The sequence below is a fragment of the Bacteroides sp. genome, from assembly GCF_030151085.1.
Taxonomy (GTDB): Bacteria; Bacteroidota; Bacteroidia; order Bacteroidales; family Bacteroidaceae; genus Bacteroides.
In genome coordinates this window covers 1-20,524 of sequence record NZ_JASLER010000026.1, presented here as the reverse complement: position 1 = coordinate 20,524, position 20,524 = coordinate 1, and the positions used below count along the sequence as shown (strand labels likewise).

The window sequence follows — 20,524 nt, the reverse complement described above, 5'->3', positions numbered from 1 at the left end:
GAGGGATATTAATTTGAAAATCCCCGCTTCTCGATATCTCATCGCAAAGCGGGGAATCTTTTATTTTCATAAAAGTGGTTACGTAATTATGACTAACTAATTCATTCAAATCTGATACTGCAAAGATACGGCATTCCACAGTATGCTACAATCGCACGAATTAGGTATAATAGGCCAATAGAGTCATTACTAATAGGTACTCATGCATAACTGTGCATACCTCCTAACAAGAAGTTAACCCCGAAATAGGTTATCAGCACACAGAAGAATGCAACTATCGAAAACAAGTGAAAGAACATAGAACGTCGAAACCACGGCAAAGAAGTCGGATGCAATGCCAATGCATAAATCAGCATAGTGATAAGTGCCCAAACTTCTTTAGGGTCCCATCCCCAGTAGCGCCCCCACGAAACATTGGCCCACACCGCACCGATGAAGATGCCGATTGCCAGCAGGAAGACCGCAGGATAAAGAATAAGTTGGCTGATAACCTGCAAACGCTCCACTTCGGACGAACAGTCCTTACGCGAATAGTGCAGAATGATAGCGGTAACTCCATTGAGCATCATAAATGCTAATAAAGAATAGGCCATCATAATTACTACCACATGAAAACTAAGTAATGGAGATGACAATACCGGCATCAGTTGGGTGATTTGCGGATTAGCTTCACCCAACATAGAAACCAGCAACGTAAGTCCGCATAGCAGGAAACCGAAGCTTATAACCATAGGCATCTTACGGCAGAAGAAGAACGTTATCAATATTACACTCGCCGCCATCAACTGCATGGTTTCATGCCCATTGGACATCGGTATATGTCCTCCTACAAAACCACGTAAAACAATCGTTAAACAAAGATATACAAAAATACCTCCCAAAATAGTAAGCAATAAAACCGTCACAGATGTAGGAATGCGCTTCCCGCTTATCATATAGCAACAATAAAATATAAACGCCAAAATACCTATTGTTATGGAAGCCATTGCCAACGGACGACTATTATTCAAACTATTATACCACTTTTCCGCTTTGAAACGAGTATCAGAAGGAAGAAACTCTCCAGCCTCACGCACTTGATATTTGCGTATCTTACCAAGCAGCACATCGACCTTCTGAAAATCACCTCGCGCTACCTGTTCTGCCACATAATTCATGCTACTTCGCACAAAAGTCCCTAATTCTCCGGGCATATCGTACGGCAAACGGTCTGCTAAAGAGTACCAAATAAGATGCCTTTTCGCACCATTACCAGTACTATCACCTGTAGAGATATAAGGGTATAACTTCCAAATTCCTCCAGCCGCCACCATACTGACGAGGCTAAATTTCTCATTAGCCTCCTCAAGTCCGCGCTTATCTCTTACTTCTGCTCCGTTTTGCATTCCTTCATCCAACTTGTAGCCCTGTATATCAGCAAAGTCGGTCAATCGGGCATACTCTCCGTCAATATTCAAAAGGCGTTGAATTTCTTTGCTTTTAATATGAATACAAGGCTCTTTTTTCCAATTATCATAATAGAAAAACCACCCCGTCATCACTTGTTCCGCAGTCAACCCCTTATACGAAGATTTGCCGTATAGTTTAACTGTAAAATCTTTGGCTAATGTCTGCAATGGACATATCCGGTCATTATAATAAACATAAAGATTACCGAACTTTTCTGCAGTTTCACGTGGTAAAACACGAGGAGTATCTTTAGCCTGTACTCCTACAGTAAATAGAAGAAGCAATGTCGTGGCTACCACCGGTCTAACCAATGGATACCGCAACAGCCTGCGGAATTGACTATTCTTTCCCCAAAAGAATAAAGACATAGAAATCAAAAGCAATGCATACCCGGTATAAGTAATTGCAATACCTAAAGGATCGTACGACACAACAAGCGTTGTTCCCATGCCGTCCGAATCATACGTAGACTGATAAAAACGATAACCGTGGTAACTATATATTTGATTCATGGAAACCTCTCCCTCAACTATTTCCCCATTATCCTCTACAATGATACTGCTGACAAAATCCATCGGGGCAGAAGTTCCCGGATAATATTCCAAATTAAATTTCTTCAGATGAAGATTGAAAGGAAATTGTTTCACCGTACCATTTGCAACTGTAAATGTCGAAACCGGCTTGTCAGCATCCTGACGCAAGTGAACACTGCCTTGCAAACCCCAAATATAAGTGAACAGTGCTCCCAACAAGATAACGACAAAGGACAGGTGTAAAAGCAATGTCAATAATTGCTTTTGTACTTTACGAAACCAGAGATAAGCAACGGAAGACGCCACCGTCACGCCCCAACATATTATAAAAAAAGGTGAACCATATAGATGTTTAACAGCAAATGCAGTTCCATACTGCTTTTCCAGCAAAGTTGCCGCAATCATAAAGAGAACAAGCAAACCGGTCAAACCGAAAGAAAGAGTCTTCAACAATTTCATGCAAATAATGATATATTATATATTAACGCAATGTCACCCCGAATATAATAAAGTTAGATAGAATCCAAGAACTTGACAACCGCGTCCCTATCAGCCTTCGAGAGTTCCCGGAACTTGGTCACCGTGTAGTAAGCATCGCTCTCTTCGCTTGTGGCATGCCACATGATAGCTTCCAGCGTGGTGCGGGCACGGCAATCGTGCAAACGGTCGATGAATTCAGCTCCCGTACAACGTTGATGCAAACCGCGGCCCCATAATGGAGTAGTACGGCACCATCCGGTACGGATGTCATTCTTCATGTGTAGTTTATGTTGTATCATATCCGTATATGGCCAAATCTTCTGGTTGGGATAGCGTGGCAGCAGATCCGCCTTGTCACCTACAAAGAAACGCGCGGGGTCACGTATCTCATCATCACCCGTTGTCCATGAAGGCTTATGACAATAAGTACAACCTATTTCAGAAAACAATTCCTTGCCCCGCAACACTTCCTCGTCATCCACATTACGGACAGCAGGGACAGCCAGACCGCGATGCCATACCATCAAATCAATGTAATTCTGGTCGGAAACTTCAACGGGTAGTTTCTTTGAGGTCAAGTAGTTGTAGATGTTCTTTTCCACATTGTCCGTAAACCATTCGGGATGTTCATCAGGAGTAGAGACAGTGGCGATGTAATCGGGGAAACCGGCTTGCACATCCGGGTCCTGAGAAGAATAGAGCGCATAGGTGCCTGCACCGTCAAGGTAATGGAAGGTACGGTCGCTACGAGTGGCATTCGTAATATTCCAGAACGCATTGGCTCCGGCGGCATCCTGCAGAGGACCACGGCTCAGAGCATAGGTATAACGCAACGGGTAGAGCGTGCCGTCGCCACCCTGTGCCGTATTTGCATATTGCTTCTTCCATTCACCGTTCTTGAAAATCGTTTCATTCAGCTTAAAATAACCGTCTTTTTCCTGCTTGACATATTCTGCCTTCAAGTCTTCGTCACTGATGGCATCCAGCAATCCTGTGCCATAGATGCCGATAGTAGATTCCAGACGTACGGCATATTCACCCACATCATAGCCTTTGTTGGCAACGTAAATAGCATTCTTGGGAATTTCTACCTCCGGATATCTCAACTGATAGGTTTCACCATCGGGAAACTTATTGCCGAAGCCATCCGTATAGTCGTGCCAGGAAATCATGACCTGCGACTCATCTACCGGAGCCTTGAAAGGTGCTACCGCTTTGGTCTGCGGCATACCGGCCAACCAAGACACATAGCCATCAGTAGCAGGATTGTAAACCACCAACAAGTAGCCGTTACCTGTTTGCGTGGTATTGAAAGAACCTGCCGACTGGCTTTTGCCATGTCCGTATCCCGGATGGCAATGCAGGCAAGAAGTACGGATATACACCGGTCCCAGACCGTGGCGTGTGCCCGAAATGTTCGAATTAAAAGGCTTCTCAAAAAGCTGCTCCCCACGATTGAACGAAGCAGTCATCACCGCATCGGCGTCTACCACAGGGGTAGATTGTTCGAAAGCCGTTTGTGTAGTGACAAACGAAGTACCAAGCTCACCACCTGCATAGTACCAGTCAGGCAATTCAGTGGTTCCACCGCCGGAAGTACCCTTTTCTTCATTGTCATCCTCGCAAGCTGTCAGCATGAAACCGGCAACAGACATGACTGCAACACATAAATAGTATTTTCTCAAAAGCATAATGAATTGATATTAGAAATAGTTAGACATTATTGGTTTTCAAGCATTATAAGCGAGCACTCCCAACAAGTGCCCGCCTATTTTATATCAACGAAGTAACTTCGCTCCGATTAACGCTGGTTTTGAATCAACGTGATTACCTCACTGAATATATCATTCAAATCATTGCATGCTTTTATAGCAGCCAAATTGATTTGAGCATATTCGCCATTACGGTTACAAGTATAAGCAAACGGTTCCTTCATCTGGTTGATGGCGTTGTAAGCATTGCTTATGGCAGTCTTGACACGGGTGTCCAAAGCAGCGTCAAGTGAAGCCACATAGGTACTAAGCGATTGAGTTACAGGCTTAATAAGAGTCTCGCCATTATTGTAGTCCTGTGAACTTTGGAATCCGCGGTATGCATTCTCTATTGAAATGATGTTGCCTTTGAAATCCGTGATGGAGTTCAGGCTATAAGGTGATTCGATGTAATCGGGGTCATACTCCGTTTCGTCGCTAAGTCCCTGACCTGTAGGATTACCTATCTTGATATTACCTACTTCATTGGCTATATTCTGAATACCATCTACAACCATGGTCTGCGCACCGTCCAGATAGTTCAGAAAATCACTGGCACTGCCTTCAATGGGGTTCATCATCTCGTTGGCATAGCAAAGGCCACCCGCCAAGTCACTAAGGGCTACTCTATAGTATTGATTATTCTGAAGAATCTCTGTTTGCTGACGTACCTGGGTCAGCACAGCACGCTTAGCCTGGCTGATATTACTTTCGCCTCTCCAAGCTGCTTCCAAAATGATGCATTGGTTACGCAAGTCTCCTGCCACCCCTACGATATAGCTTAACTGCTGAGCCGTATAATTTGTACTGTGGGCTACAGAAGTTTGAGACATACCTGTGCCTTCGAGTGCAAAAAGCATATACTCAAGCGCATGGAAGCCCAGCAATCCATAGTCCTGTGAAGAAACATAAACTCCGTCAGTATCCATCTTGCCCATTTCTGTTGCATTAGCCAGCAGATTGTCAAGAGCTGTTTTGTTAAGTGGCCATGAATCGATATGCGGGTCAACATCATAGTCTCCGGCAGGACCGAAAAGCCATGCTTCACTACGTTCCCAGTATTGGCGGGCTTCTCTCCATGCATTGCCGGCAGCCGTTACCTGGGCAGTAGTTACATTGCCCACGCCGCTATTGTACATAGCCAGACAAGCGGTATGCAATTCAATCGCCGCATCAGCCATACCTTCGTAAGTAGGAATAACCGTATTCTTTGTATAATCACTGATTATCTCCTTAAGGGCAGCTTCACGAGGGGTAAGTTCATCACCCGGTGTTTCATCATCGTCACTACAAGCTACCATCCCCATAGACAGCATTACAATTATCGCCGCATAAAACGGCAGTTTAAAATACTTTTTCATTTTTTACTCTATTAAAATTAACTATTGTCTCTTTTATCGTTTATCGCTATTTTGCTATTACATATTGAAGAATCCGGAGTAAGCAACTCCCAGTGAAATGGAGGGTTCGTTGTTGTAGGGACTCTTCATCAAGCCGATAGAATATTCACCTTTCACCACGATATCCTTTATCGGGAAGTAGTTCAGACCAGCTGCTATCCGATGACGACCACAATACTGGTAATCAACGATAGAACTTTCCGTATCGTACATGGAGTCATAGTAATCGTAGCGACCGAAGACATAGAGTTTTCGTCCACTCTGTGCCAGTTTGTTGGACAGTGCGAAAACGTTGTAACCTACTTCGATACCGGCAGCAATAGCATCCGAAGCTACCGACTGCTTGGGAGAAGGGGAATCTTTAGGAAAACTCTTATTATAATCAGAAATCTCTCTTGAGTCACTCAAGTGACCGTAGTCGAAGTTTCCTCGAGCGATCCAATTCCATCTGTCTAAATGAAAGTCAAAAGCACCGATAGCAACCGTCCCCTTTATGTCGTCATACGAGGAATTGGGAGTACGCAGAGTATTTCGGAATGAATTTCCCACATACCCGCTAAGAGAAAGCCGTAAGCCTTTAACCGTGTAATTATCAAGGCGGAAAGCACCTGCCATGGAATTGGCAATCTTAAATTCGTAGGGTGAAGCAGAACCATCGTGCACCCATCCTTTACGACCGAAACGTTCAGAGTCAAGACCCGAGATAAGCAAAGCTTCGTAACGCCAGTCTCCGGCCCGTCCCCATACACTTACCCCTGTTTCATGCCAAGTACAAGGCATGATGGTATTTTCGCCTTCGGGACGATAAACGCCAAAGAATTCTGTAGGCATATGGTGCCCGTTAGTTGCACCAATGGGCACGATAAAATGCCCCATCTTGACATTCAACTGTGGACAGAATGACTTTTGAATCCAGAATTGTTCTAAAGCAACCTCACCTCCGCGTTCTATTTCGCTCTCGTATTCACCGCCTTCTTCTTCTTCAATTTCAACGGCACTTTCGGTACCACCGTGCTCAAATTCAATTTCAGTACCCATCGTCCAGCCTTTACCAAAATCATAGCCCAGATATATCACGACATGTGGCATATCGAAACGGCCATGGCTTTCGTCTTTACGAAGTGCTGCTGCCTCTGCACTGTTGTAGCGCAAATAGCTGTCACTATAGAAATTACGTGAATATACCGCTTCACCATATCCCCCCAAGGTAAGTCTTGACTTCTTTTTCGGGGCTTTTTCTTCAGTTTGTTGCGTGTTGTTTGTATCTTTATCATCGCCTGCCGTATTTTCCGCCGAAACATTTACAGTACAGGTCGCAAGACATAAAGAGAACAATAAAACCTTTCTTTTCATTTGCCTTAATTTTTATAATTTTAAATCGAGGCAAAGGTAGAGGTAGTTAAAAAGGGGGGCAATACCTAAAAAAGAGTATAAAGGTATGTAAATTAACAACTAATAGGTATCAGATAATTGCTTTAATTATTTATTACGAATTTATTTGTATTTGAGAGCAAAAACAAAATAGATAACAAATGCTATAAACATCAAAACAATAGCTATCCCAAAGAAGATAGATGCTATCCGATAATAGTTTATAAGCAAGCTAGACAGGAAAAGTAATCCTAAAATGACATTCATTACCCGTGTAAAACGTACTGCCAACATATATTGAATGCCAATATTCTGCTCGTTAACACGTACAGGAAAATTAATCTTTCGCACGGGAACATAAGAACTTAATGCCATAATTATAAAACAGACTACAGACATCCCTCCCGATATCCACATTTCCGACGAATGGGATACACCTTTCTGGGTATATAACCAATAAATACAAATCCATGTAGCCAGAACTATAAGTAAAGCGGCTACTTCAAGAGCACGATCAATCACTCCGGGTTGATAATGGACATTCGGACAATTCTTACCAGAATAAGGGCCAAGATTAATCATAGTACAATTTTTTTAATTAAGATTCTTCCTCTGCCTTGTCATTGGTAGAGGAAGTTTTTGGGGATTTCTTCATCCTACCGCTCTTCCGCAACGCTTCAGCAATAATCCACTGAAGCTGCCCGTTGGTACTGCGAAATTCATCGGCTGCCCATTTTTCAATAGCATCCATCGTCGCAGTATCTACGCGCAGAACAAAGCTTTTGGTTGAAGTTTCTTTTTTAGCCACTTTCTTAGTGATTAGTTAGTTATAAATTCAGATAATATATGTATCATCTTCTTCTTAATGGTTCAAAGTGCCGGCATTGATAATAGGTTGAGCGGCTTCATCGGCACAAAGCACTACTAGCAAATTGCTAACCATAGCTGCCTTTTTCTCTTCGTCAAGTTCAACAATTTCTTCCTCAGAAAGTTTATGAAGTGCCATTTTTACCATGGAAACAGCACCTTCTACAATTTTCTCACGAGCCGTAATAATTGCAGATGCCTGCTGACGGCGCAACATCACAGCAGCGATTTCGGGTGCGTATGCCAGATAATTAATACGAGCTTCCACCACTTCCATACCTGCCATGGCAAGACGTTCATTCAGTTTTTGTTCCAACTGCTCATTGATTTCTTCACCACCCGAACGCAGAGTCAATTCTTCTGTATTTGCTTCATTGTCATCGTATGCATATTGTCCGGCTACCTGACGCAAAGCAGCGTCACTCTGTATCTTTACAAAATTCTCGAAGGCATTCATGCGATTGGCCACGGCATTACCAATATTTATCTGATTGGCAGCATTGCCGGCTGTGGGAGTAGAGTTAGCCATTGTTTGTGCATCAATTTCAAACATAGCTTTATAGGTATCTTTCAGTTTCCATACAAGTACCAGACCAATCAGAATGGGATTACCTATCTTATCGTTAACTTTGATCGGTTCCACATCGAGGTTACGGGCACGAAGCGAAAGTTTTTTCTTATCTAAGAATGGATTTACCCAAAAGAATCCCGTTTCTTTGAATGTTCCCTTATATTTTCCGAAGAACACCATTGCACGTGCTTCATTAGGTTCCAGCTGCATATAACCCGCGAACAGGATAAACCACACTACACATAAACACACAGAGACAATAAGCGTAGGAACGCATATAATAAACCCAAAGACAATTACTGCCGTGAGTACAACCAGATGAAGGAATAATGCTAAAAAGCCATTTACCTTGAAACCGCTAAAATTCAATTCTTTTGCTTCCATATTCAATAGATTTAATTGATATCATTTTGATATCACAAATATATCACTTATTTTAAATAAAAGCAAGAGAATAGAGAAAAAAACAAAGCCCCACTCAGAATATCTTCTGAAGGGGGGTATATTCACTCGTATACTGAACCCTATTCAGTATAGGGGGGGATTCTGTTTAAAGTCTTCTCTGGATATCATCATTACTATTTCTCTGCCCTTTACTATGAATGTCTCCACCGAAAGTATAAGAAACTCCGATGCGGAAATTGGTAAAAGAGAACTGATTATCCACAGTCATCTTCATATTATTAGATAGAGTTTCGAGTTTGGAATGACTGACAAAAATATTATCAGCATTGAAACTGAGGCTGAGTTTATTGTCAAGCATACGGTAAAGCAAACCTGCACTGACACTATAATTGGGCTGCATCAGATAGACGCCATGATATTGACGGGAAGAATAGGAACCGGAAAGTGTAGCCACAAATGTCTTTCCCTTATTCAGGAAGAAAGTATTGCGAAGGCTTGCATCGTATGACCAACCTTTCTCTTCGGGAGAGGTCGTTGCAACACTTGAAGTAGTCCGGCGATAACTCACTCCATGCTGAGCGTATGCTTGCAACCACTTAGTGTGGAAGGTATAAGAGTTATTAATACCGAAAGCGTTTGTCGTCATAAAATTCTCCCAAAGGAAAGAACTTACATTGGTTTCAGGATCAAGACCTACCACTTGAAAAAACACATCGTCCGAGTAGGAATAATAACCGGATATATTGAAATTGTTTTTCAATGTATACCCCAATTCTGCATTATAGGTATAACTTGGCTTTAAGTCCTCACGTCCGCAGGCGTATGTGTATTTGTTCTGATAGAACGGGAAGGGATTGACCATGTTTTGCGAAGGACGGGATATGCGGTTGGAGAAACTAAGATTCAGCGCATGACCTTCAACAGGTGCGTACAGGAAATAGACTGTAGGAAACAGACGTGTATAATCGTGCTTGTCTTTTGTATCTTTAGCTTCTGAAATACCGGTAGTGCTGGTATGTTCCATTCGTAATCCCAACTGCATGGAGAAGCGTTCGGAGAACTCCCGGTTATAATCGGCATAAAGGGCATAGATTTGTTCTTTGTAACGGAAATAATCATCCTGTACCAAGCTGGGGTCCGATGTATCGTAGTTAATGCGGTTGCGGGTATTGGTAAAAGAAACCTTAGCACCCGCCGTTATTTTGTACTTCTCGAAGGGAAGGTTAAAATCGAGGGCAGAAGAGAAAACATCTACTTTGCGGTTTTGCAGATAGCTGTAATCGAAGTTCGTACCCGGAATCTTTGTACCGTCCGGTAAACGGGTTTCGGAGATGAAGCCCATGTTCTCGTCGCGGCTATCACGAAGGTAGTCCACATCCCAAGTCATTTTCTGACCTTTATCACCCCAAGTTTTGTCGGTATGGAAGTTCAGATTGAGGCGATCAGAACTATAATCATTGTTGCTATTGGAGAACAAAAGAGAGTCTAGATTAGCGGTTGAAGCATTGTAAACTTCGGTCCATGACAAAGTATTGTTCGGTTTTGGGGCACTATGGTTGTAGATGGCTTGCATACCAACGGTCCAGTTTCGTTCTAACGCTACATCCACACCAGCCTGGGCATAGTAGCTGTTCATATAGTTGGTATAATCCGAGCGGCTATCCCAAGTATTATGCGGAAAATAGCGTAAGTTTGTCTCACGAGTTTCATACTTACCTTGTGTGGTTCCTCCATTTACGAAAGAAGTTACGCGACCTTTGCTGATATTCAGGTTTAAGCTGCCATATCCGTAGTTATCTTTCTCGCCTGCAATGTAGGAGGCAGAAGCTGTACCACCCAAATAATCTTTAGGACGGGACTTCAAACGAATATTGATGATACCTGCATTTCCTGCTGCATCGTATTTAGAAGGTGGAGTAGTAATCACTTCTACTTTTAATATCTGGGAAGCATCGTATGAACGGAGATAATCTATCAAATCATCACTGGTAAGTTTAGTCTCGCGGTCGTTGATATAAACCCGGATACTGCCTTTACCAATAATATCTATGCTATTCTGTCCTACACGCAGACCGGGTACTTCGCGTAAGAGATCGAGGGCATTTCCTCCGGCAGAAGCAATGGTGTTATGCGCTTCAAACACAACTCTATCCACCAACCGCTTTACTACAGGGCGGGCAGCAGTAACAGTTACCTCATCGAGCAAAGCGGAAGAGGTTTTTAAAGTCAAAGTACCTACATTCTTATTCCCTTGTAGAGAAATAGGTAGATAGAGGTCCTCACTACCAATAAGAGTAATATGTAGCAGATATTCCCCTTTGGGTTGGGTAAAGGCAAAACAACCTTGCGGGTCGGTCAACATACCGGTTATATAAGTACTGTCCTTTGCATTCTTAAGCAAAATATTTGCCACCTCTACCGATTGTTTATTTTCATCTTGCACACAACCGGATAGTTGATAAGTTTGTGCCGAAAGGGAGGTTACCATCAATACGAGCAATAATGCCAAGATTATAAATCTCCAACTTTTAATCCTAATTCCAACTGATAGATCTGTTTTCATATTCGTGTAATTTTTATGTTTTACTCTTTAGTTTTCATCTTTAACTCTGCTACAAAGTTAAAGGTAAAACAGGTTACAAGCAGTCTATATCGGGATATTAAAAGTCTATATAGCGAGAAAGAATATCGCTATATATCAACACATTACAATTACATAATTCTATATTGCCCTTTGGATGATCTATATCTTACTCATTAGGGGTAATTCTACACGGCGAGACCCTACAATAATCAGGGCTGGCATAAGATAAACTCCACCACATCCTCTTTCTCCCCCATTCCCAGTTTCTTGCGAATATTTGTTTTCCGCTGATAGATGGTAGGAATGCTTTGTTGTGTCACCACACTAATCTCCTTGGTAGAGAAATCTGCACAAAGCAAACAACAAAGTTGCTGTTCCTTATCAATAAGCATTTCACCGAAGCGACGGGTCATCTTTGTATAAAAGCTATCATACACACGGTCAATCACAGGATAAAGATCTTCCCATACCAGCAGGCTCTCTACCGGAAGTTCATGATTGGTGATGCCGGATATACGACGAAGTAATTCTTGATTTTGTGATGTAGGTTGTTTGGCTACTAACCGGATAATACCTAGTTGTTTCAGGAGTATCTTTCGGAAGAATTGACCGTCTTCTACTTCAGGGATAGCTTCACCATTCTCTGTAGTTTGTATACCGATAGTATCCGTTTCCTTATTTTTGGTAGCATCTTCAAGTAAACGCATGAGTGTCTCCACACGTTCTTCGGCTTCAATCAATTTGCTACGCCTGTTTCGGATATAAAAGAATGCACCGCCACCTACAAGCACCAAGAGTAATAAAGAAAATAATAAGGTAAGTTGTGCCTCTTGCCTTTCCACCGTTAATATCAGATTTTCCTGCGAAAGTGATTCCTTGCTCTCATCCTTACGCCGGAGAGTACTATGCACTGCATAAAGGGCATTTGACACAGAATCATTATAACGCATCACATCCAAGACATTAAATGTACGATGACGTGTATAATCTATCATTGCCTGGTACATGGATGCCATATTCTCTTCCGTCAAAAACTTCTCACTACCGGCTGCTCTCTTCCGCTCTCTATTTAGGTAATATTGAGCAGAATCAAGAAGTCCGTCTTTCAAGAAGACTTCCACTTTTACCAAGTCACCCATACTTATCTGCTGCGAATCATCAACATACTGTTCCATACGGCGAATGGTAGCTATTGCTCCGGTATACTCATTCATAAGATAAGCCTGCAACTGAGCATAGTTACGTAAATAATGGACTATCTTGGTAGTATCTCCCGCTTGTATGGCAAGCTCCACACTACGATTCATATAATATGATGCCGAATCTTCTTTTTGCAATCCCATAGCAACTCCCATAGAAAAACAAAGGCTAGCCTTCTCATTCAAAGCTATAGCGGCACGAAAAGTTTCTATCGCTTTAGTATAATCTTTCCAAACATATACATACCAATAAGCTTTTTCAGCCATCATATCTACTACCTTTGCAGTATCTAGCAACGCTTTAGCTTCGACAATACCACTATCAATGACAGCCATGGATTGCTTATATTCTTTCAGCCAATACAAGTACGAAGCTTTCAACTGATACGAAAGCAATTTCTTTATAGTGTCATTCTGCGAAATATAATAATCGAAAGCAGGCAATATAAGGGAATCTTCAGCCATGGAATTATTCCATTGGTAGTGTACGTATGTCTTCAGCCACCCATACAAAAGTCTCTCCTCACCCGAAAGTTGCGACGGTTCTTCTATCTGTGCCAACAGAGAATGAATGCTATCTACATTTACTCCCACCTGTTTGTCAGCCAAGCGCAACACACGTCCGGCATCTGCCTGTCGGCAACCAACAAAGCACAACATCACAAGTATTAATCCAAGGAAAGGTAATTGTCTCATCTATCTTCTATTTATTTTTCACCGCATTCTCCAACTGTTTCAGCGCCTGTGCCAATACTGAGCGAGGGCAGCCGATATTCAATCGCATAAATCCTTCACCCGGTTTACCGAACATCATTCCGTCATTCAAAGCCAAATGAGCCTTGTCGACAAATAAATGTTTCAGTTCTTCCTGTGACAATCCTAATGCACGACAATCCAAATATACCAGATAAGACGCTTGCGGACGTATCATACCGATGCCGGGAATATGTTTTTTCAAATAATCCTCCGTGAAGTCAATATTACCTTGTATATATGCAAGCATTTGTTCCAACCATTCTTCACCATGCATATATGCCGCTGCTGCACCAATATAGGCCAGCAAATGTCCTTCGCAGAACTCGCCTGCCTCCATAAATTCCCTGAAACGACGGCGAATATCTTCATTGACCACAATTGCGTACGAACTGCCTAATCCCGGCATATTGAATGCCTTACTGGGTGCCATAAAAATAAGGGAGTTCTGTGCCGCAGTTTCCGAAACCGTTGCAAACGGATGATGTTTGTAAGGCGGCAAAGTCAGGTCGGCATGTATCTCGTCAGAAATGACAAAAGTATGGTTTTCCAGACAGATGTCAGCTATCTGCTGCAACTCTTCAACGGTCCACACACGTCCTCCGGGGTTGTGAGGATTACAGAGGATGAGCACTTTGCAATCCTTAATATCTTCACGGAAGCGGTCGAAGTTTATGTGATAGTGTCCATCCTGCAAATCCAAAGGAGAGTAAACAACTTCACGTCCCATGCGTTCGGTCACAAGGAAAAACGGATGATAAACCGGTGTCATCACCATCACCTTATCACCGGGATTAGTAAAACATTGCAAAGCAAATGCCTGACCCCGGACAATACCGGGAACAAAAGTCAGCATCTCACGCGTAACCTCCCATTGGTGACGTCGTTTCAACCAACCACAAATAGAGGTATACCAATCTTCACAAGCGTATGTATAGCCCAAAACTTCATGTTCCAACCGTTTGCGCAGAGCGTCCATTACAAAAGGAGGCGTACGGAAATCCATATCAGCCACCCACAAAGGAAGCAAATCATCACGTCCCCAAACATTCTTTACGCCATCCCATTTCACAGAGTCCGTACCACGACGCTCTATCACTTCATCAAAATCGTATTTCATAAGCTTTGAGTTATTTTAAATCGGGAAAAATATAAAGACAGCCACATCCCACAATGCATGAGAGAGTATGATTGCAGCAAACCTATTCGGGAAGAAACGATAAAGCGCTCCCCACACCACCCCTGCCACTAAAGCTGCCATCAGCAACATAAAATTACAAGAACCCGCATGCACCAATGCATATATAGAGGTGGCTACAATAAAGCCTATATTCGGATTCCATCTATCAGAAAGCGTGCGTTGCACATAACCACGCCAGAAGATTTCTTCTGCAGGTCCAATCAGGAATAGCATCAACGCAGCCAATAGCCAGGGAGATTCACCCTCTTTCATTCCATAAATAGAATCTACTTGCGGGCGTGCGAAATCAAATATCCAAGTCGATACTTTATCTCCTACCCAGAAAAAGCCCCATAACACCACAGCAATGCCGATGCCTAGCAAGATATTAGATAAGTTCCATTTCACATCCTTCCACCAACCGGGACGGAATAAGGTAGCAAATACCGACAAGGTCAGTGCAGACCCGGTCATCATCCACCAAAAATTTACGTAAGGGGCTGTCCAAGGCGAGAACATGATAGTCCACAGCACTGCTGCTAAGATTATAGTAAAAATCAGTTTCTTCATGCCAACAAAGCTGCTATAACAAACGATAATGCAAATATCAAACTAAATAGTAACTGGAGTTTCGCGGTCATTTCATCCAGATTAGCTATCGCCGCCTCTCCTTTTCGGGGTAGTTGGGATACCATTCGCACATTCCCAATTGCCGGAATCAAAACCACTGCAACCAGTAATGTCCATAAAGGGAAAGTACCGGTAACTGCACAACCGGCTATCCAGCCAAATGGGAAAAGTATCTCGGCACAATACACATACATAGACATTTTACCTCCCAGCTTCATAGCCAATGTACGTATGTCGGCATGAGAATCCGTTTGAATATCCCGTGTATTATTGGCATGAAGAATAGCCACTGTAATCAATCCTACAGGTATGGCTACCCACAATACATCCCAATTAAAGACACCGGTAGTAACGTAAGATGTTCCCAAGGTGGGCAGAAAAGCGTATGCCAAGAAGATTACGACGTCTCCCAATGCGTGATATTTCAACGGTGGATATAGCAACGCACATGCAGCACCGCCTATACCTATATATAGAAGTGGAAAGCCGGTACACACCCATAATCCAAGTCCGGCAATAAGTGCCACAGCCAACAACCCCAATGACAAACGGTAAATCTCTTTAGGAGTAAACATTCCTCCGGTCAAGGTCTTCACTCCATACGTATCTTTTGTATCTACTCCACGTTTGAAGTCGAAATAGTCACTCCATGTATTACCGGCTGCATGAAATATGACGATGTTGACTAAAGCCCATATTCCATTTATCCAGTTTATATCATTCTGTAACCAATATAGATAGGTCAACGTAACCAATACCGGCATTGCCGAAGCCGGGAACGACCAAGGGCGAGTAGCAATAAGCCACTCCTTAAAAGAATGCTTCTTCATTTGTAAATTACCATTTATTTGCTTGCAAAAGTACGAAATATCTTCGTTTTTGAGTAATTTCGCACCCAAGATAAAAAAGACTCTTATGATAAAAGCCCTGTTTTTTGACATCGACGGTACATTAGTCAGTTTCGATACCCATAAAATACTTGTTTCCACCATTGAAGCATTAACTGCCGCTAAAGCCAAAGGTATACATATTTTCATTGCTACCGGACGCCCCGGTGTTATCATCAACAATCTTTCCGAACTACAGGAACGTAACTTGATAGATGGTTATATTACCATGAATGGCGGTTATTGCTTCATTGGGAAAGATGTGATTTACAAAAGCGCCATCCCTGCTACAGATGTACAAACTATTATGAAATATTGTGTGGACCGCAATATCCCTTGTATCGTTGTGGGTGAGCATGATATTTGTACCTGCCAACCCAACGAATTGGTCAAACAAATATTCCACGATTTCCTGAAAGTAGATGTGATCCCCGTTAAAACCTCCGAAGAAGCTATACAGGAAAAAGAAGTCTTCCAGATGACTCCTTTTATCACCGAAGAAGAGGAGAAAGAAATACTCGATTCCATCCCTAACTGCGAAATAGGCCGCTGGTTTCCTGCCTTTGCCGATGTTACCGCGAAAGGAAACACCAAACAAAAAGGCATTGACGAAGTCATTCGTCATTTCAATATCCGCCTGGATGAAACCATGGCTTTCGGTGATGGTGGCAACGATATCAGCATGCTGCGCCATGCAGGCATCGGGGTAGCTATGGGAAATGCCAAAGAAGATGTACAAGCGGCTGCCAACTACGTCACCACCTCAGTAGATGAGGACGGAATAGCCAATGCCCTCAAACATTTCAACATCATATAAAAAAACTATCTCAATTCTCCTCCTCTCGGGAGGAGGAGTACCCGCAGGGGGAGGTGGTAGGGAAACACAACTGTTATGGAATTTATCCCCGATACCCAGAATAAAGAGTTTCAAGATGCCTTGAGCCTCATTCAATATACCCGTCAATCAGTTTTCCTGACGGGGAAGGCAGGTACGGGTAAATCTACCTTCTTGCGGTATATTTGTGAGAATACCAAGAAGAAACATGTAGTACTCGCTCCTACCGGCATAGCTGCTATCAATGCAGGAGGCAGTACCATGCATAGTTTCTTTAAACTCCCATTCTACCCTCTGCTGCCCGATGATCCGAACTTCAGCTTGCAACGGGGACGCATTCACGATTTTTTCAAATATACCAAACCGCATCGTAAGTTACTTGAAGAACTGGAACTGGTCATTATCGACGAGATTTCTATGGTACGTGCCGATATTATTGATGCCGTCGACCGTATTCTTCGTGTCTATTCCAGAAATCTGCGCGAACCTTTCGGTGGTAAACAAATCTTATTGGTAGGTGATGTCTTTCAGTTAGAACCGGTCGTCAAAGGAGATGAACGAGAAATACTGAACCGCTTCTACCCCACTCCCTACTTTTTCTCGGCAAGAGTTTTCAGTCAGATAGACCTTGTTTCCATCGAATTGCAGAAAGTTTACCGGCAAACGGACACCAAATTCATCCATGTGCTCGATCATATACGCAATAATACCATCGGCGCAACAGATCTACAAATGCTCAACACCCGCTACGGTACAGAGATAGAGCAATCCGAAGCCGATATGTATATCACGCTTGCCACTCGCCGGGACAATGTAGACTATATCAACGACAAAAAATTAGCAGAACTTCCCGGTGATCCCGTAACTTTTTACGGTGAAATTACCGGTGACTTCCCAGAAAGCAGTCTGCCTACCTCCAAAGAGCTTATATTGAAGCCGGGCGCTCAAATCATCTTCATCAAGAACGATTTCGACCATCGTTGGGTAAATGGAACCATAGGTGTTATAAGCGGCTTCGACCCTTTGGAAGAAACTCTCTATGTCATCACCGACGATGGAAAAGAGTGTGACGTCAAACGGGAATCATGGCGCAATATCCGCTACAAATACAACGAAGAGAAGAAACAAATTGAGGAAGAAGAGCTAGGAACTTTCACCCAATACCCTATCCGACTGGCATGGGCAATCACTGTTCACAAAAGCCAGGGGCTTACTTTCAGCCGGGTAGTAATAGACTTTACCGGCGGTGTATTCGCCGGAGGACAAGCTTACGTAGCCCTTAGCCGCTGTACTTCCTTGGAAGGTATTCAGTTAAAGAAGCCCATCAGCCGCGCCGATGTCTTTGTCCGTCCCGAGATTGTAGGATTTGCCGAACGCTTCAACAATCGGCAAGCCATCGATCGTGCTCTGAAGCAAGCGCAAGCCGATGTACAATATGTAGCCGCTGCCAAAGCCTTTGATAAAGGAGAGTTTGATGTATTCCTCGATGAATTTTTCAAAGCAATCCACTCCCGCTACGATATTGAGAAGCCTAATGTACAGCGTCTTATTCGCAAAAAACTGAATGTTATCAATTCCCTTCGTGCCGAAAATCAAGCATTGAAGCAAGCCGCAATAGAAAAAGAGAAAGCATTAGTGCGCTATGCCCGCGAATATATCCAGATGGGCGACGAATGTCTGGAGCATGGCATGCAAGAAGCAGCCATGAAGAACTATAACAAAGCCGTTACTCTCTGCCCTAAGTTCAAAGAAGCCTGGAAAAAAATCAAGAAATTGGAGAAAGAGATGCTAAAAAGATAAAACACTTGGTAATAAGCCGATTATTGTTTATTTTTGCGTTATACTAACAATTCAAAACCCTACTTCGCCATGCTTCTGAAACTTTATGAAAAAAATAATAATCCTGTCGACTTGCAGCAGATAGTAGACGTTTTGAATGACGGAGGTATCATCATCTACCCCACGGATACTATGTATGCCATTGGTTGCCATGGACTGAAAGAGCGTGCTATTGAACGGATTTGCCAGCTCAAAGATATTGATCCGAAGAAGAATAATCTATCCATCATCTGTTACGACTTAAGTAGCATCAGCGAGTATGCCAAAGTAGACAACAATACGTTCAAATTGATGAAACGCAATTTGCCCGGAGCATTCACCTTTATATTAAATGGCACCACGCGATTACCTAAAATCTTCCGTAACCGTAAAGAAGTAGGTATACGTATGCCGGATAATCCCATTATTCAGGAGATCGCTCGTTTACTAGATGCTCCAATCATGACTACTACTCTCCCTTACGATGAGAAGGAAGATATTGAATACATTACCGATCCGGAACTTATTGATGAGAAGTTCGGCAATATAGTAGATCTGGTAATTGATGGAGGTATCGGCGGAACGGAAGGCTCTACCATTGTCAGTTGTACAAATAATGAAATAGAAATCGTGCGTCAAGGTAAAGGTTGGCTCGATGAAGGATAAAATTCAATCCACATAACAGTTTTAAAAAACTTTCCCGATTCCATAGTGTTTCTTGTATAGCAAAAAAAGGAACATTATGAGCACAAAGGAACAATATTGGAAAATTTCATTAATTGTCTTCATTATCGGATTAGGTATTATACTTTTCCGACAGATCACCCCTTTCCTTGGTGGATTATTAGGAGCACTGACCATTTATATATTGGTAAGGAAGCAAATGATTCATCTATCGGAGAAGCGAAAAATGAAACGTAATCTCGCTGCTATCCTCATTACTGCAGAAGCAATTCTATGCTTCCTGCTTCCCTTGGCATTAGTAGTGTGGTTGTTGGTTATCAATCTACAAAATATCAACCTTGATCCACAAGCTATCATTGCTCCTTTCGAAGAGGCTGCCAGCATCATTAAAGCTAAAACCGGTTACAATATTTTAGGAGGCGAGGTTATCTCATACGTCATTTCAGCTCTACCACATATCGGACAAATGTTGATGGGAGGTATCAGTAGTTTCGCAGTCAATATGTTCGTATTGGTGTTTGTTTTGTATTTCATGCTAATAGGTGGAAAGAAGATGGAACAGTATATCAATGATATCCTCCCCTTCAATGAAACCAACACCCAACATGTAATACATGAAATCACCATGATAATCCGTTCTAATGCCATCGGTATTCCCTTATTAGCCATCATCCAAGGTGGAGTAGCCATGATAGGTTACTGGATATTCGGTGCACCCAATATATTACTTTCAGGACTTCTTACCTGTTTCGCAAGCGTCATTCCGATGGTGGGAACAGCATTAGTGTGGGTTCCTATAGCTGTATATATGGCATTAATAGGCAACTGGCTCCAAGCTGCCGGATTAGCTGCCTTCGGAGCAATTATCATATCTCAACTCGACAATCTGATACGCTTCATGATTCAAAAGAAAATGGCAAACATCCATCCACTCATCACCATCTTCGGCGTAGTAATCGGATTGTCTATCTTCGGCTTTATGGGCATCATCTTTGGTCCGTTGCTACTTTCTCTCTTCTTCCTTTTTGTAGATATGTTCAAAAGGGGATATCTGGATGGAGAGAAGATGATATAGTAATGGCTTGCATCTTCCGAAGAAGAATACAAGCCAATTACCTCTCATTGTG

General features: G+C 42.6%; 16 protein-coding genes. 4 read left to right on the top strand and 12 right to left on the bottom strand.

All coding sequences use genetic code 11. The features are described 5' to 3' along the window. Positions 1-200 precede the first annotated feature (200 nt). From ccsA to Q1W14_RS04690, 12 genes are all read right to left on the bottom strand, one after another. Positions 201-2,441, bottom strand: coding sequence for a cytochrome c biogenesis protein CcsA (ccsA, locus tag Q1W14_RS04745; protein ID WP_300699642.1), 2,241 nt, complete (start codon positions 2,439-2,441; stop codon positions 201-203). Between the two features lie 53 nt (positions 2,442-2,494). After that, positions 2,495-4,153, bottom strand: coding sequence for a di-heme oxidoredictase family protein (locus tag Q1W14_RS04740; protein ID WP_300699641.1), 1,659 nt, complete (start codon positions 4,151-4,153; stop codon positions 2,495-2,497). Positions 4,154-4,263: 110 nt separating this feature from the next. Beyond that, positions 4,264-5,574 carry an imelysin family protein gene (locus tag Q1W14_RS04735; RefSeq protein ID WP_300699640.1) on the bottom strand — a complete coding sequence of 437 codons (1,311 nt, stop codon included), beginning with the start codon at positions 5,572-5,574 and terminating at the stop codon, positions 4,264-4,266. Positions 5,575-5,631: 57 nt separating this feature from the next. Continuing rightward, positions 5,632-6,966 (bottom strand): hypothetical protein, encoded by a 1,335-nt coding sequence (locus tag Q1W14_RS04730; protein ID WP_300699639.1) that lies wholly within the window; start codon positions 6,964-6,966, stop codon positions 5,632-5,634. 141 nt (positions 6,967-7,107) lie between these two features. Further along, positions 7,108-7,566 carry a hypothetical protein gene (locus Q1W14_RS04725; protein ID WP_300699638.1) on the bottom strand — a complete coding sequence of 153 codons (459 nt, stop codon included), beginning with the start codon at positions 7,564-7,566 and terminating at the stop codon, positions 7,108-7,110. Positions 7,567-7,582: 16 nt separating this feature from the next. Continuing rightward, on the bottom strand, positions 7,583-7,792 hold the full coding sequence (locus Q1W14_RS04720) for a DNA-binding protein (RefSeq protein ID WP_300699637.1): 210 nt from the start codon (positions 7,790-7,792) through the stop codon (positions 7,583-7,585). Between the two features lie 54 nt (positions 7,793-7,846). Continuing rightward, positions 7,847-8,806 carry an SPFH domain-containing protein gene (locus Q1W14_RS04715; RefSeq protein WP_300699636.1) on the bottom strand — a complete coding sequence of 320 codons (960 nt, stop codon included), beginning with the start codon at positions 8,804-8,806 and terminating at the stop codon, positions 7,847-7,849. Between the two features lie 166 nt (positions 8,807-8,972). After that, on the bottom strand, positions 8,973-11,390 hold the full coding sequence (locus Q1W14_RS04710; protein WP_300699635.1) for a TonB-dependent receptor: 2,418 nt from the start codon (positions 11,388-11,390) through the stop codon (positions 8,973-8,975). Positions 11,391-11,620: 230 nt separating this feature from the next. Further along, positions 11,621-13,306 (bottom strand): hypothetical protein, encoded by a 1,686-nt coding sequence (locus tag Q1W14_RS04705; RefSeq protein WP_300699634.1) that lies wholly within the window; start codon positions 13,304-13,306, stop codon positions 11,621-11,623. Positions 13,307-13,313: 7 nt separating this feature from the next. After that, positions 13,314-14,483, bottom strand: coding sequence for a MalY/PatB family protein (locus Q1W14_RS04700; protein ID WP_300699633.1), 1,170 nt, complete (start codon positions 14,481-14,483; stop codon positions 13,314-13,316). A gap of 15 nt (positions 14,484-14,498) precedes the next feature. After that, positions 14,499-15,113, bottom strand: a complete 615-nt coding sequence (locus Q1W14_RS04695; protein ID WP_300699632.1) for a CPBP family intramembrane glutamic endopeptidase — start codon at positions 15,111-15,113, stop codon at positions 14,499-14,501. After that, complete coding sequence (locus Q1W14_RS04690) at positions 15,110-16,003, bottom strand: prenyltransferase (protein WP_300699631.1); 894 nt, start codon at positions 16,001-16,003, stop codon at positions 15,110-15,112. The genes Q1W14_RS04695 and Q1W14_RS04690 overlap by 4 nt, the downstream gene beginning before the upstream one ends. 85 nt (positions 16,004-16,088) lie before the next feature. On the opposite strand from Q1W14_RS04690, the gene Q1W14_RS04685 reads away from it, so the two are divergent. From Q1W14_RS04685 to Q1W14_RS04670, 4 genes are all read left to right on the top strand, one after another. Next, a complete protein-coding gene (locus Q1W14_RS04685; protein WP_300699630.1) occupies positions 16,089-16,877 on the top strand; it encodes a Cof-type HAD-IIB family hydrolase in 789 nt (262 codons plus the stop codon). A 75-nt stretch (positions 16,878-16,952) separates the two neighbouring features. Continuing rightward, positions 16,953-18,695: an AAA family ATPase gene (locus Q1W14_RS04680; RefSeq protein ID WP_300699629.1), complete on the top strand. Its 1,743-nt coding sequence runs from the start codon at positions 16,953-16,955 to the stop codon at positions 18,693-18,695. Positions 18,696-18,764: 69 nt separating this feature from the next. Continuing rightward, positions 18,765-19,379: an L-threonylcarbamoyladenylate synthase gene (locus Q1W14_RS04675; RefSeq protein WP_300699628.1), complete on the top strand. Its 615-nt coding sequence runs from the start codon at positions 18,765-18,767 to the stop codon at positions 19,377-19,379. 76 nt (positions 19,380-19,455) lie between these two features. After that, on the top strand, positions 19,456-20,472 hold the full coding sequence (locus tag Q1W14_RS04670; protein ID WP_300699627.1) for an AI-2E family transporter: 1,017 nt from the start codon (positions 19,456-19,458) through the stop codon (positions 20,470-20,472). Positions 20,473-20,524: the final 52 nt, after the last annotated feature.